Below are 14,093 nucleotides of genomic sequence, written 5' to 3' on the forward strand. Positions count from 1 at the left end.
GCAAAGCCGTCAGGAGCCGTCAGGAGCCGTCAGGCGGCGAAGATCCGGGCGTAGATGGCGTCGATGACGTCGTTCTTCGCCAGGCTGTAGTCGCCGGGCCGGGCCACGGTCTCGCCGGCCAGGCGCCGCTTCGTGCCGGCGTACAGGTCCCGGTCCGAGGGGTGCTCGCGCAGCCAGTCGCGGAAGAGCAGGTGACGGATCGGCTCCGGGGCGCCCGGCGGCCACACGTGCAGGTGCACGTCGTCGGCCGCGCTGACCAGCATGCGGTGCCCGTGCCACCACGGCTCGCGCAGCACGAGCCGGTAGCCGAGCGGGGCCAGGACGGGCACGAACGACGACTCGTCGTCGCTGTCGGGCACGGTGAGGTCCACGTCGATGACCGGCTTCGCGGGCAGGCCGGGGACGGCCGTGGAGCCGACGTGCTCGACGGCCAGCACGAGGTCGCCGAGCGCCCCGGTCAGGGCGGCGCGGGTCGTCTCGTACCGCAGCGGCCACGACGGGTCGTAGTCGTCGACGACAACGGCGGACCAGCGGCGGGGCGGGTCGCCGACCAACCCCGCCGCCAGCTGCTCCGGCGTGCCGTGAAACCGCTCGGTGATGCTCTTCGGATACCTGGCCATCATTACCTCCTGTAACAGCAAAGTCGGCCAGGATACGACACCTACGCCGGCAGCGGTGCCCCGCTGAGGTCGGCGAGGTGCTCGAGCAGCGCCTCCAGCAGCGCCGCGTCGAGGTGGGCGTCGCCCGGCCGCCAGTCGCGGTCGCTGACGTACCGGCCGGTGACCAGCACCTCCGGGTCGGTGCCGACGGCGAGCCGCACCTGCGCCCGCGCGGCGTCCGCGGGGTCCGTCGGGGCGCTGTCGCCGCCCATCTTGGTGCGCACCCAGCCCGGGTCGAGGGCGTTGCTGAGCGTCGCCGGCCAGCGCCGGGCGATCGCGACGGCCAGCATCAGGTCGAGCAGCTTGGACGTGGAGTAGGCCACGAACCCGTCCCAGGGGCGCCGGTCGTACTGCAGGTCGGCCAGGTCGACGACACCGTCCGCGGCCATCGCCGACGACACGAACACCAGCCGCTCCGGCCGCGGCAGCAGCGCCGTCAGCAGGTACGGGGCGAGCACGTTCACCTGGAACATCGACTCCAGGCCGTCGCCGGTGACCTCCCGCTCGCTGCTCTCCAGCCGGGCGATCCCGGCGTTGTGCACGACGGCGTCGAGGTGACCGTACCCCGACAGCGACGCGGCCAGGGCCCGGGTGTCGTCGAGCGAGCGCAGGTCGCCGACGACGACCGCGGCCGCGCCGGGCAGCGCGGCCTTCGCGGCGGCGGCGCGCTCCTCGTTGCGGGCGTGCAGGATCACTCGGTGCCCGCCGTCGACGAGCTGGGTCGCGGTGTGCAGGCCGATGCCGTCGGCCGATCCGGTGACAAGAATGGTGCGCAAAGTTGAGTCCCTTCCATCGTGTGCCGCACCATGATGGAGCGCCCCGATTGCAGCGCAATTGCAGCCGACTTGACCCGGTGCGCCGCGTCGCGAACGCACCGGGGCGAGCGGGTGCCCGTGGGCTGTCGCCGGTGGTTTCCTGGACCGGGTTCAGACTGGGTTCCAGCCGTCGGTGCCGGCCAGGTACTTCTGCGGGGTGTAGTTCGCCGCGGCCGAGTCGCTCAGCTGCGGGCGGTTGCTGTTCGTGCCGGCGCCGGCACCGGTGTTGCGGTACTCCAGGAACCGCGCGTTCTTCCACGAGTTGCCGGACATGTCGGTCCACGGCTGCGCGGTCTTCATCGTCGCGCTGAGGTTCGACTCGCGGTAGAGCACCTGCGCGGCCGGGCCCCACGGCCGGCCGAGCTGCGTCACGTTGTTCGCGGCGCCGGTGATGGTGCACCTGTAGATGAGGATGCCGTAGGTCTTGGCGGCGTCGGTGTTCGCCGCGGTGATCGGCCCGCCGCTGCTGCGCTTCTCGTGGATGGTGCTCGCGTTGAACACCGCGGTCGCGCCGCCGAAGATGAAGTCGACGGTGCCCTCGACGTAGGAGTTCACGTAGTACTGGCGGGAGTTGTTGACCAGCAGCGTGTCCTGGTTGCCGAGGAACCGCACGTTGTCGAACACCGACCGGTCGGCGTTGACGTTCGCCGCGACCGCCTGGCTGCCTTCGCCGTAGTCGTTGGACATGGTCAGGTTCGTCGCGACGAAGTCGTGGCCGTTGACGAAGACGGTGGCGCTGCCGCTCGTACCGTAGCCGCCGGCGCTGCTGTGGTTGTTGACGATGACCGTCGCCGACGCCGACGAACCCAGCCCCTGCAGGGTGACGAAGGGCTTGTTCGACGGGATCGTGACGATCTCGCGGTAGGTGCCGGCCTTGATGGTGATGACCCGGCGGGTGGTGTTGTTCGCCGGCACCGCGTCGACCGCCGCCTGCACGGTCGTGTACTGCCCGGTCCCGTCCTTGGCGACGGTGGCGGGGCCGGTGCCGCCGACGGCGTTGAAGGCCCACTGCTTGTTGCTGTTGGCGGTGCACGTCTCCTGGATCACCGCGGCGCCCGACGCGGTGCTGGCGTCCTTGTCGCTCACGCACAGGCCGCTGTTCACGTTGATGATCTGGAAGGTGCCGGTGCCGGACGCGACCAGCCGCCACTGCTGGTTGGCCTGGCTCGCCACGCACGTGTACTGCTGCAGCTGCACACCCGAGGCCGTCGACCAGCCCGGCACGTCGACGCACTTGCCGCTGCTCACGTTCACCAGCTGGTAGTCCGAGCCCGCGGCGGTGAGCCTGAACTGCTGCCAGGCCGCGCCGCTCGTGCAGCCCCACTGCTGCAGCAGCGCGCCGTTCGCCGTCGACGCCGACGGCACGTCGACGCACATGCCGCTCTTCCTGACCGCCAGCTGATAGGTGCCGCCCGTGGGTGGCAGGGTCGCCGCGTCGGACGGCAGCGTCGACACCCCGGTCACCACGGCGGGCACGACGACGGCGAGCGCGGCGTAGAGCAGATGTCGCCTCGACCAACTCGATCTGGACATGAACCAGGTCCCTTCCGGTCACGCTGAGCTACGAACCGCCGGGGCGGTCCGGCGGGCACCCAGGTAGATGCGAAGGCAGGGCCGGGCATAACAGGAATCGGGAAGGAAGGCCCGCTACTCGTACAGCGCGGACACCCACAGGTGGGTCAGCGTGTCGACCAGGACCGTCCGGTCGTCGAACGGCGGCACGCCGCATGCCGCCAGGTAGTACAGCCGCTCGCCGGTCCAGGTCAGCGAGGCGGCGAGCGCGCGCACGTCGATGCCCTCCAGCCGGGCCGCGACGGCGGGGTCGGACCGGACGTCGGCCTCGATCCGGGTGGCCGCGACGTCGGTGTACGACGCCATCTGCTCCAGCCACAGCTCGCGCAGCTGCGGGTCGGACGCCCAGCTCTCCACGATCGCGCGCAGGACGGCGGCGTTGGCGAGCCACAGCCCGGCGCCGGCGTCGACGCCGGCGCGCAGGGTCTCGCGCGGGCCCGCCGCCGCCTCCGACCACGGCCGCGCCGCCTCGTGGCCGGCGCCGACCGCCCGGCGCACCAGCTCGGCCAGCACGGCCTGCTTGCCGGCGAAGTAGAAGTAGAAGCTCGCCCGGGAGACCCCCGCGGCGGTGATGATCTCGGCCACGCTGAGCGTGTCGAAGGTGCGCTCCCGCAGCAGTCCGTGCAGCCCGTCGAGGATGCGTTCGCGCAGCTCGGCGCCGCTCTGCTGGGGTCCGTCACGTCGTGCTGCCACGTGCGGCAGCATACCGCATGTCATGTCTGGACAGCATGACCAGACACTATGTATGGTCACCGCATGGGGTACACGACTTTCGGGCGGACCGGCCTGCGGGTGTCCGAGCTGGTCCTCGGCGCGATGACATTCGGCGAGCAGGGTGGGGTCGGCGCACCGGTCGAGGAGTGCCGGCGCATCCTGGACGCCTACGCCGACGCCGGCGGCAACACCGTCGACACCGCCGTCAACTACCGGGGCGGTGCCAGCGAGGAGATCCTGGGCGAGCTGCTCGCCGGGCGGCGCGACAGGTTCGTGGTGGCGACGAAGTACACCGTCACGCGCGACGCGACCGACCCCAACGGCGGCGGCAACCATCGCAAGAACCTCAGGCTGTCGCTGGAGACCAGCCTGCGCCGCCTGCGCACCGACCACGTCGACGTCTACTGGGTGCACATCTGGGACCGGCACACGCCGATCGAGGAGACCATGCGGGCGCTCGACGACGCGGTCACCGCCGGCAAGGTGCTCTATGTCGGCGTGTCGGACACCCCCGCCTGGGTGGTGTCCCGGGCGAACACCCTGGCCGAGTGGCGCGGCTGGACCCCGTTCGCCGGCCTGCAGGTCCCGTACAGCCTGGTCAACCGCGACGCCGAGCGGGAGCTCCTGCCGATGGCCGACGCCTACGGCCTCACCGTGACCGCCTGGAGCCCGCTCGGCGGCGGCGTGCTGTCCGGCAAGTACAACGCCGGCGCACCCGCCACCAGGAGCCGCCTGAGCCGGGACGCGATCAGCGACCGCGACCTCGGCGTCGCCCAGGCCGTCGGAGCGGTCGCCGGCGAGCTGGGCGTCACGCCGGCACAGGTGGCCCTCGCCTGGACCCGCCGGCGCGACGGCGTGCTGCCCATCGTCGGCGCCCGGACCGTCGAGCAGCTGCGCGACAACCTGGGCTGCACCGAGGCCACGCTGCCGCCCGAGCTGGTCACGCGCCTGGAGGCGGCGACCGGGTTCACCCCCGGCTTCCCGGCCGACTTCATCGACCAGACCCGCTCGTGGGTGCTCGGCGCCGCCGCCGTCTGACCCACCGCGCACGTCAGCAGTTGCGGCTGGTCCGGTTCTGGGGCGGGGAGACCGGGCCGGCCGTGCGGAGGGGCCCGGTGCCGGCGCTGCCGTCGCTGGTGATGCCCGAGGGAACGCCGTCGAAGACGGACTCGACCTTGTCGGCGTTGCCGCGGGTATGGCGGGGGTCCCGGGTGTCGTCGTGCTGCTCGTAGTGCAGGTGCTCGATGCTGGTGGAGCCGGTCTTGCCGACGTGGCCGAGCAGCCGGCCCCGCGGCACCACCTGGCCCTGCTTCACCTCCGGCCAGGTCTGCAGGTGACCGTACGAGGTGAACCAGCCGCCGCCGTGGTTGATGATCACGCCGAAGCCGAGGCCGCCGCGGGTGCCGACGGTGCCGGGCGCGGCCGGCGCGCCGCCCTCGAGGGTCGCCTGCCAGCCGGCCCAGGCGACGGTGCCGTCGGCCGAGGCGAGGACCGCCCGGCCGCCGCTGGGGCCGCCGTTGTAGAAGAAGTCGATGTCGTAGTCGTCGTGGCCCGCATACGTGGTCAGGCTCCACGACTCCCCGCATGGGAACGGCAGCTGAAACGCGGGCCGCGGGCCCGGCTTCTGCGGGTGCCCCTCGGCGCGCCGCGCCAGCGTCACCCAGGACACGATCACGCAGGCGACGATGACGCCCAGCACCGTCAGCCGATAGATCCCCCGCGCGCTCACCGGCACCCAATCTACCCGTTCGCCGCAACGGGGTGTCCCGGGACAACGCGTGAAACGTACACGGTTTGTCCCACCCGGGCGTGACCGCGCCGTCCGCGTCCGTACCAGCGCAAACACCGCCGCCGCGAAGGCCGCCGCGGGGCTCGTGCGCGTTGACAGCCGTCGACGGCCGAACCTAGTGTCCGGCCCGCCCAGCTCCCATCGATGTCTCGAGGTAGGCCATGAGGAGAAGACTCAGCGTTCTCGGCGGCGCGCTGCTGCTCGCCGTCACCGCGTCGGTGGTGATGTTCATGCAGCCCGCGTCCGCCGCGGTCGGCCTGCACATCAGCGGCCGCAACATCGTGGAGGCCAACGGCCAGAACCTGATCATGCGCGGGGTCAACCACCCGCACGTGTGGTACACCGGCCAGACGTCCTCGTTCGCGGCCATCAAGGCCGCCGGCGCCAACACGATCCGGGTGGTGCTGGGCACCGGCAAGCGCTGGGGCCCCTCCAACGACGTGCCCGCCGTCATCAGCCTGTGCAAGCAGAACAAGCTGATCTGCGTCCTCGAGGTCCACGACACCACCGGCTACGGCGAGGAGGGCGCGGCCGCGTCGCTGGACGAGGCCGCCAACTACTGGATCAGCCAGAAGGCGAACCTGGTCGGCCAGGAGAACTACGTCGTCATCAACATCGGCAACGAGCCGATCGGCAACACCAACCCCGCGCAGTGGACCGCCGCCACCGCCGCCGCGATCCAGAAGCTGCGCAGCAACGGCTTCGAGCACCTCATCATGGTCGACGCCCCGAACTGGGGCCAGGACTGGCAGAACGTCATGCGTGACACGGGTCAGACCGTGCTGGACGCGGACACCAAGCACAACACGGTGCTGTCGATCCACATGTACGCCGTGTACGCCAACGCCGCCACGATCGTCGCCTACTTCGACGCGTTCAAGAACAAGGGCTGGCCGCTCGTCGTCGGCGAGTTCGGCTGGAAGTTCAACTCCGGCGAGGTCGACCACGAGACGATCCTGTCCGAGGCGCAGGCCCGCGGGCTGGGCTGGATCGCCTGGTCGTGGAGCGGCAACAGCGACCCGATCCTCGACATGACGGTCAACTTCAACCCGGCGCAGCTGACCACGTTCGGCGACCGGATCGTCAACGGCGCCAACGGCCTGAAGGCGACCTCCCGCGAGGCGTCTATCTACAGTGGACAGACCACGTCACCGTCCGCGTCGGTCTCCCCGTCGGGGTCGCGCAGCCCGTCCGCGTCGCCGTCGGCGTCGCGCAGCCCGTCGTCCTCGCCGCCGCCGCCCGGTGGCAAGACCTGCACCGCCAGCTACGCGATCGTCGGCCAGTGGCCCGGCGGGTTCCAGGCCGAGGTCCGTGTCACCGCCGGCGGCTCGGCGATCTCCGGATGGACGGTCGGCTGGTCGTACGCCAACGGCCAGACCGTCACGAACGGCTGGAGCGCGACGATCACCAGCTCCGGCGCGGCCGTGACCGCCCGCAACGTCAGCTACAACGGCTCCGTCGGCGCCGGCGCGAGCACGTCGTTCGGCTTCCTCGGCACCTGGAACGGCACGAACGCCGTCCCGTCCCCGCTCACCTGCACGGCCAGCTGACCTGTTTCGTTCACCCGCCGGCCGGACCTTCCTGGTCCGGCCGGCGTTCTCATGCGCTGAGCATCTTCTGGACGGCCTGGCGGGTGACGCCCATCTCGCGGGCGATGTCGGCCCGGGAGTGTCCGTTTCTGATCAGTCGCTGGAGGATCTCGCGGCGCTCTGCGTCCTGCTGCCACCACGGCCGGCCCCGGACAGCACGGCCGGCCAGGCGCGTGACCGGGTGACCACCCGCGGCGCTTGATGGGCGGAGGCGCCGTCCGTGCCCAATACTGACGGAATGGCGAATCCGGATCTTGACCCCGAGGAGTACCCGCCGATCGACCCTCGGGAGCCCGTGCCCGACGACCCGGGTGAGCTGCTGCCCGGGAGGCCCGGCTGGCTGCCGGAGGCCCCGGCGGAGCCGATGCCCGGCGACGACGAGGGCGGCGCCGACCCCGGTGGCGTGCGCGAACCCGCGTAGGGGCCGGCGTGACCGGGAACACGGCTGAGCGGATCACCCGCCAGTGGGACGTACTCTCGACCGGGTGAGCATCGCAACGGCCGTCACCCTCGGCAACCGCTTCGCCCGTGAGCTGCCCGAGATGGCGGTGCCGTGGCAGGCCGAGCAGTTCCCCGAGCCACGGCTGCTCGTGCTCGACGAGGCCCTGGCCGCCGACCTGGGCCTCGACCCGGCGTGGCTGCGCTCACCCGACGGCGTCCGGCTGCTGGTCGGCGCGGCCGTGCCCGACGGCGCCACGCCCGTCGCGCAGGCCTACGCCGGGCACCAGTTCGGCGGGTTCAACCCGCGGCTCGGCGACGGCCGGGCGCTGCTGCTGGGCGAGATCGACGCCGGCGGGCGGCTCCGCGACCTGCACCTGAAGGGCTCTGGCAGGACCCCGTTCGCCCGCGGCGGCGACGGGCTCGCCGTGGTCGGGCCGATGCTGCGCGAGCACGTGGTCAGCGGGGCCATGCACGCGCTCGGCATCCCCACGACCCGCTCGCTCGCCGTCACCGCGACCGGCCGCCCCGTCCGCCGGGAGGCGATGCTGCCCGGTGCCGTCCTCGCCCGGGTGGCGGCCAGTCACCTGCGGGTGGGCAGCTTCCAGTACGCCACCGTCACCGGCGACACCGGCCTGCTGCGGCGCCTCGCCGACCACGCGATCGCCCGCCACCACCCGGCCGCGGCCGGCGCCGAGCAGCCCTACCTCGCGCTGTTCGAGGCGGTCGTCGCGGCACAGGCCGACCTCGTCGCACGGTGGATGCTCGTCGGGTTCGTGCACGGCGTCATGAACACCGACAACATGACGATCTCCGGCGAGACCATCGACTACGGGCCGTGCGCGTTCATGGACGCCTACGACCCGGCGACGGTCTACAGCTCGATCGACCACGGCGGCCGGTACGCCTACGGCAACCAGCCGGTCGTCGCGGAGTGGAACCTCGCCCGGCTCGCCGAGGCGATGCTGCCGCTGTTCGACGAGGTGCAGGACCGCGCCGTCGAGCTGGCCGTGGCCGCCCTCGGGGAATTCCGCCGCCGGCACGACGCCGCCTGGTCCGCCGGCATGCGCGCCAAGCTCGGCCTGCCGGCGGGACTCGCCGACGACGTGGCCGCGCCGCTGGTCGAGGACCTGCTCACGCTGCTGCAGACCAAGGGCGTCGACTACACGTCGGCCTTCCGCGCCCTCGCCGTGGCCGCCCGCGGCGACGCCGGCCGGTTCCGCGGCCTCCTGCCCGACCCCCTAGCCGGCGCGTGGCTGGCGCGGTGGCAGGCGCTCGCCCCCGACGCCGGCGCCATGGACCGCGTCAACCCGGTCTACATCCCCCGCAACCACCTCGTCGAGGCGGCGCTGGCCGCCGCGACCGGCGGGGACCTGGCGCCGCTCACCGAGCTCGTCGAGGTCCTCGCCGACCCGTACACCGAGCGGCCCGGCCTGGAGCGCTACGCCGCTCCCGCGCCCGAGGGCTTCGGCGCCTCGTTCCAGACCTTCTGCGGCACCTGAGCCCTACCGGGCGTGCCAGTCGGCCCGGTGCTCGGCGAGGACGTCGGCGCCGAAGTCCGAGTCGGGGCGGCGCAGCACGGTGTGGGCGTGGTTGAGGTCGTCGGCGGTGTTGTCGTATTCGATGAGCAGGTCGGGGCCCTGCACGCGGTAGTAGTGCCGGCCGGTGCGCCCGGTCGCGCCCTCCCATGCGAACGACAGCCGGTCCCGGTCCACGGCCGGCGCGACGTCCTCCGGCAGCCGGTCCAGGTACACGGCGACGAGCTCGTCCAGCAGCAGCCGCGCCGGATCGGGCAGCTCGACCGCCGGGACGCCTTCCGGCACCGGCGGGACCGCCGCCCGCGGTCCACTGTGGATGTCCGACGGCGCCGCCGGCCGCAGCACGACGCGCGGCAGGAGATCCCGCGGGACCGCGTCCAGCACCGCCCAGCCGAGCTCCTCCTCCGGCGCGAGCGGCCGCACCACGGGCCGGCCGCGATACCAGGTGCCGAGCGGGTTCGCACCGAGGAACACCGGCGCCGGCGAGACCGTGTCGCCGTCGAGCGTCATCGTCACCGACAGGTGATGCCCCTCGAACCGCCAGCCCCAGCGCCCGGCGACGTCCGGCGTGCCGAACACGACGATCGTGTAGTCGTTGCTGTGCCGGCCACGCCGGTAGCCTTCCTCGCGGTCGAGCACCTCCTCGAGCGCGAGGATCACGGTCGCCTGCGCGAACGCGTGCGGGCGCAGCCCCGTGGCGAGCAGCCGGTGCGCCGCCTTGCGCCCCTCCGGGTCCAGCGCGCCGAGGCTCACGCCCGGCCGTGGCCGCGGCCGGTACTCGATCCAGCGCCGGTGCGCGTCGTCCTCGAACGGCAGCCCCGCCTTCGGTGCGAGTGCCAGGAGCGCGGCCGCCTCGGCCCTCATCGCCGCAGCTGTCGTCATGCTCCCGTTGTACCAGCCGCCATCCGCCACGACCTGCGGTGGTGGACACTCAGCCCGTGCGCCGCGACCCCGTCGACGTGCTCGGCCGCGCCCCCGTACCCCGCGTTGCGCTCCCACCCGTACTGCGGGAACTCGGCCGAGAGCGCCGCCATGTACAGGTCCCGGTGCGACTTCGCCAGGATCGACGCCGCCGCGACGACCGCGCACCGCGCGTCGCCCTTCACCTCGGTGCGCACCGGCGGGATGCTGCGCTCCGGGCAGAACAGCGTCTCCTCCATCGGGTCGCTGAGGTAGTCGTGCGCCCCGTCGAGAATGATCACGTCGGGGTGCTCCGGCAGCGCCGCGAGGGCCCGCCACCCCGCCTTCCGCAGTGCCGCCGTCACCCCGAGCTCGTCGACCTCCTCGGCGCTGGCCTCCCCCACCGCCCAGTGCCGCACCCACTCCCGCACGACGGGCACCATCCGCTCCCGCTGCGCCTCCGACAGGAACTTCGAGTCGGCCAGCCCCTCCGGCACGGGCGGGCAGTCCCCGGCGACCACCGCGATCCCGACGGCGATCGGCCCGGCCCACGCCCCACGCCCGACCTCGTCCATCCCGGCGACCGTCAGGTGCCCGCGCCCCCACAGCGCGCCCTCCACGTCGAGGGTCGGGGTCACCCTGCGGGTCACTCGTGCGGCCACGGCGCGGCTCCTCGTACGACGGCGATCGGGTGCCCCAGTCAACCAGACGCCACCGAGCCCGCCCCGCTCAGGACGAGACGCCGGACGGGCCGGAGCCGCGGCTCGGCGGTGCCACACGCAGCCCTTCGAGCTCGCCGGGCCGCCACACCACCGGCTCGACGACCACGCCGGTCAGCGCCGCCCACGCCCCGACGTCCGTGGCGACCCGCGCACTGCCGGCGGGACGTGCCTCGTCCTCGTACCACTCCTGCATCGCCCTCCCGGTCGCCTCCCGCCAGGCGATCCACAGGTACGGGTCCCGGCCGCGCCGCTCCCCGATCATCTTCTGCACCTGCCGGGCCGTCAGGTCACGGATGACCGCACCGCGCTCGTCGCCGTCGCCGCGCTCGACGGCGGGCAGCCAGATCAGCACCCGGCGGTGGCCGCCGTGGTCTCCGATCCGGTAGGTCCAGACGGCGCCGTCGGCGCCTGCCCGCACCGCCGCGACCCGCTCCGCCCGCGACTGCTCCTCCCGTTCCCGCTCCTCCCGCGCCCAGCGCTCCCGCCACGCCGCGATGTGGTCGGTGAGGTCGCCGGCCTCGTCCCGGAAGGCGCGGTAGGCCGCCCGCACCTCGACCTCCAGTGCCGCCTTCCGCACCTCGTAGTCCCGGTGCAACCGGTCGCGGCGGAGTTCCCACCACACTCCCTGCCAGGCCTGGTCCGGCCGGTGCAGCTGCCGCCGCGCCGCGCGGTCCCGCTCCTCCACCGACCTCAGGGCCGCGAGCGCCGCCTCCGTCGCCGCCCGCCACCGCGCCGCGTCCTCCGCCGGCGCCGGGACCCGCCCGTCGTCGGAGCCGGACGGCCGGTTCCCGGGGCTGACGCAGTAGAGCTGCCCGGCCGCCTCGATCTCGGCGTCGTGCAGGTGCAGCACGTACGTCCCGACCGCCATCCTCAGTGTCCGATACCAGACGTCGACGTCCATCGACCCATTCTCGCGGAAGGGCATCGATCGGGGCGAGCGGGTGCCGATCCCCGTCCGGCTACCTGAGCAGCCGCTCGCCGACCCAGCCGCCGGGAGCGCAGCCGGGCGGGACGGCGAAGACCGCGGACCCGATCGGGGTGATCCACTCGTTCATCAGGTCGGCCTCGGCGAGCCTGCGCTGGATGGGGACGAACTGCTCGCCGACGTCGCGCTGGAACGAGGCGAAGACGAGCCCGCTGTCGGCGGTGCCGTCCGGGGCGGGCGGCTCGTCGTAGTTGTACGCGCGGCGGAAGATCCGCAGCCGGTCCGAGCCCACCTGGGCGCGGGCGATGTGCGAGAGCTCCGGGATGACCGGGCGCCCGTGCGCGTCCTTCGCGGTGAGGTCCGGCTCGTCCAGCTCGTGCCGCCCGGTGAGCGGCGCACCGTCGGACAGCCGCCGGCCGACGGCGGACTCCTTGCCGGCGGTGCCGGTGGCGTCCCACGCCTCCAGCTCCGCGCGGATCCGGCGCACCACCACCGTCGTCCCGCCGTGCAGCCAGGCCGGTCCGGCGTCGGTCCAGACCGCGCCCGCGAAGGCCGGGGTGCCCGGAGCCGGGTTGCCGGTGCCGTCGAGCTGGCCGAGGACGTTGCGCTGGGTCACCCCGTCGCCCTGCATGCCGCGACCGCGGCGGAACCCGCGCTGCACCCATCGTACGGTGGCAAACGACCGTGCGTCCTTCACCAGCATGCGCTGCGCGTGGGCGACGGTCAGCGGGTCGTCGGCGCAGAGCTGCAGCAGCACGTCGCCGCCGCTCCACCGCTCCTGCAGCCGGTCGATGCCGAACGCGGGCAGCTGCTCCAGCGACGCCGGCCGCCGCCCGGCGAGCCCGGCGACGTCGAACAGCCGCGGCCCGAACCCGAACGTGACGGTCAGCCGGGACGGCAGGTGCGCCAGCTCCGGCTGGCCGTCCGCGAGCGGCGCGCGGCCCTGCGTCAGCCGCGCCGCGCCGTCGGTGAGCACCAGCATCATCCGGCGCAGCGCCGCCCGGTCCACGCCCTCGGCGAGATCGAGCGCGACGAACGCGGCGTGCGCCTGCGCCGGCGTCTCCACACCCGCCTGGTGCGCGCCGTAGAACGGCACCATCAGCCCGCCCAGCTCCGCGGCCGGCGCGGGCGCCGGGCCGGGCCCGTCGCCGGTGCTGCCGCGCACGGCCGCCACGCCGGCGGCGACCACCCCTCCCGCGGCCAGCGCGCCACCGGCCAGCAGGGCACGCCTGCTGAGCGGCCCTCCGGCCGGCTCCGCCGGACGGTCGCCCGGTGTGGGCCGCTCCATCACCGGGCGGTGCAGGTGACGCCGTTGCCGGCGACGGTGCGGGAGCCGCTGGGGCCGGGCTGCGGCTGGGTGACGCCGTTGGTGACGTTGTCCTTGACGATGCGGGACAGGTCGATGCTGCGGGCGACCTTGAACGCGGTGGCGTCGTCGGGCTCGCACAGGAACCGCTGGTACTGGCCGACCTGCCCCCAGTCGACGTCGGCGACGGCGAGGGCGCCGGGCCGGCCGGGCGGCGCGTCCGACAGCTGCACGGTCGGCCCTGCACCGGACGCCGGCTTCCAGTCCTCGATGGTGACCTTCCGGCCCAGCTGCGGCGACTGGTACCCGCCGGTCATCGTGCGCTGGTAGCCGAGCTTGCCGAGCTCGGCGACGACTGGGTCGGCCGAGCCTGCGCTGCCGCTGCCGCTGCCGCTGCCGGTGCCGGTGCCGGTGCCGGTGCCGGTGCCGGTGGGCGCCGCCGTGTTCCCCGCGGGCGACCGGCCGGCGGCAGCGTCGGGGAAGTGCACCTCAGTGCCGTAGACGGACCGCATCGCCGCCGCGGCGAGGCGCAGGAACGCCGGGCGACGCTCCGCCGGGACGTCGAGCCCGGCCTGGTGGCCGCCGGTGTCGGAGAGCCAGACGACGAGGTACGTGCTGCCCCGCTCGACGATGAGCGTCCCGGTCTCGGCCTGGCCGGTGCTGGTCTTGTCGACGCAGCGCACGCCCCCGCCCGCGGTGCACCGCTGGGGTTCGGGCGCCGCCGCGTACAGCTGCTCGAACGTGGCCGCGTGCGCGCCGCCCGCGACGCCGACGGAGACCCGCCTGCCGTCGGCGGCGGTCCACACCGCGACGCCGAGCATGCCCGCCGTGGAGTCCGCCGCGCAGGGCCGGTGCCCGGCGGGCGCCCCGCCGAGCACCTCGTCGGGCTGGAGCCGCTCGATCGGGCCGCACACGTCCTGCGGCGCGCCCGCCTCGGACGGTCCGCCCGCCGGGTCGTCGGCGCATCCGGCCGACACGGCGAGCAGCACGGCGGTGGCGATCGTCGCGAGTCGCTTCAGGGCGGGCTCCTTCGTGGTCACAGTTGATCTGTAACCAGCCGGCCCGATCCTGGTCAATACCCGTGGCGGCGATTCCACCGGCCCGCCGACACGCACCTGCCCGATCG

At 73.6% G+C, this 14,093-nt stretch carries 14 protein-coding genes; 4 read left to right on the plus strand and 10 right to left on the minus strand.

Annotated elements, in window-relative coordinates; translation table 11 throughout:
• Positions 1–29: 29 nt before the first annotated feature.
• The 4 genes from ABZ321_RS36740 to ABZ321_RS36755 form a co-directional block, all read right to left on the minus strand.
• Positions 30–620 (minus strand): GrpB family protein, encoded by a 591-nt coding sequence (locus ABZ321_RS36740; protein WP_354900098.1) that lies wholly within the window; start codon positions 618–620, stop codon positions 30–32.
• 41 nt (positions 621–661) lie between these two features.
• A complete protein-coding gene (locus ABZ321_RS36745; protein WP_354900100.1) occupies positions 662–1,435 on the minus strand; it encodes an SDR family NAD(P)-dependent oxidoreductase in 774 nt (257 codons plus the stop codon).
• A gap of 150 nt (positions 1,436–1,585) precedes the next feature.
• Positions 1,586–3,007 carry a pectinesterase family protein gene (locus tag ABZ321_RS36750; RefSeq protein WP_354900101.1) on the minus strand — a complete coding sequence of 474 codons (1,422 nt, stop codon included), beginning with the start codon at positions 3,005–3,007 and terminating at the stop codon, positions 1,586–1,588.
• A 114-nt stretch (positions 3,008–3,121) separates the two neighbouring features.
• Positions 3,122–3,739 carry a TetR/AcrR family transcriptional regulator gene (locus tag ABZ321_RS36755; protein WP_344512711.1) on the minus strand — a complete coding sequence of 206 codons (618 nt, stop codon included), beginning with the start codon at positions 3,737–3,739 and terminating at the stop codon, positions 3,122–3,124.
• Positions 3,740–3,802: 63 nt separating this feature from the next.
• Here ABZ321_RS36755 and ABZ321_RS36760 point away from each other — a divergent pair, with 63 nt between their 5' ends.
• Complete coding sequence (locus tag ABZ321_RS36760) at positions 3,803–4,798, plus strand: aldo/keto reductase (protein ID WP_354900103.1); 996 nt, start codon at positions 3,803–3,805, stop codon at positions 4,796–4,798.
• 13 nt (positions 4,799–4,811) lie between these two features.
• On the opposite strand, the gene ABZ321_RS36765 is transcribed toward ABZ321_RS36760, so the two are convergent.
• Entirely contained in the window at positions 4,812–5,489 is a 678-nt protein-coding gene (locus tag ABZ321_RS36765; protein WP_344512708.1) for a M23 family metallopeptidase, read from the minus strand.
• Positions 5,490–5,710: 221 nt separating this feature from the next.
• Between ABZ321_RS36765 and ABZ321_RS36770 the strand changes: the two genes are divergently transcribed.
• From ABZ321_RS36770 to ABZ321_RS36780, 3 genes are all read left to right on the plus strand, one after another.
• Positions 5,711–7,099, plus strand: a complete 1,389-nt coding sequence (locus ABZ321_RS36770) for a cellulase family glycosylhydrolase (RefSeq protein ID WP_354900105.1) — start codon at positions 5,711–5,713, stop codon at positions 7,097–7,099.
• A 277-nt stretch (positions 7,100–7,376) separates the two neighbouring features.
• Complete coding sequence (locus ABZ321_RS36775; RefSeq protein WP_354900107.1) at positions 7,377–7,559, plus strand: hypothetical protein; 183 nt, start codon at positions 7,377–7,379, stop codon at positions 7,557–7,559.
• 64 nt (positions 7,560–7,623) lie between these two features.
• Entirely contained in the window at positions 7,624–9,078 is a 1,455-nt protein-coding gene (locus tag ABZ321_RS36780; protein ID WP_354900109.1) for a protein adenylyltransferase SelO, read from the plus strand.
• 3 nt (positions 9,079–9,081) lie between these two features.
• Here the strand turns inward: ABZ321_RS36780 and ABZ321_RS36785 are convergent, their stop codons facing one another.
• The 5 genes from ABZ321_RS36785 to ABZ321_RS36805 all read right to left on the minus strand — a co-directional run bounded on the left by ABZ321_RS36785 (position 9,082) and on the right by ABZ321_RS36805 (position 14,007).
• Positions 9,082–9,978, minus strand: coding sequence for a DUF3500 domain-containing protein (locus ABZ321_RS36785; protein ID WP_354900161.1), 897 nt, complete (start codon positions 9,976–9,978; stop codon positions 9,082–9,084).
• A gap of 14 nt (positions 9,979–9,992) precedes the next feature.
• The gene (locus tag ABZ321_RS36790; RefSeq protein ID WP_354900111.1) at positions 9,993–10,676 is read right to left on the minus strand and encodes a ribonuclease HII; all 684 of its coding nucleotides are present in this window, start codon (positions 10,674–10,676) and stop codon (positions 9,993–9,995) included.
• Between the two features lie 67 nt (positions 10,677–10,743).
• Positions 10,744–11,637 (minus strand): hypothetical protein, encoded by an 894-nt coding sequence (locus ABZ321_RS36795; protein ID WP_354900113.1) that lies wholly within the window; start codon positions 11,635–11,637, stop codon positions 10,744–10,746.
• A 58-nt stretch (positions 11,638–11,695) separates the two neighbouring features.
• Entirely contained in the window at positions 11,696–12,949 is a 1,254-nt protein-coding gene (locus ABZ321_RS36800; RefSeq protein WP_354900115.1) for a Dyp-type peroxidase, read from the minus strand.
• The gene (locus ABZ321_RS36805) at positions 12,949–14,007 is read right to left on the minus strand and encodes a hypothetical protein (RefSeq protein ID WP_354900117.1); all 1,059 of its coding nucleotides are present in this window, start codon (positions 14,005–14,007) and stop codon (positions 12,949–12,951) included. Before ABZ321_RS36805 ends, ABZ321_RS36800 begins: the two co-directional genes overlap by 1 nt.
• Positions 14,008–14,093 lie beyond the last annotated feature (86 nt).

It is taken from the genome of Dactylosporangium sp. NPDC006015 (assembly GCF_040614215.1).
Lineage (GTDB): Bacteria > Actinomycetota > Actinomycetes > Mycobacteriales > Micromonosporaceae > Dactylosporangium > Dactylosporangium maewongense.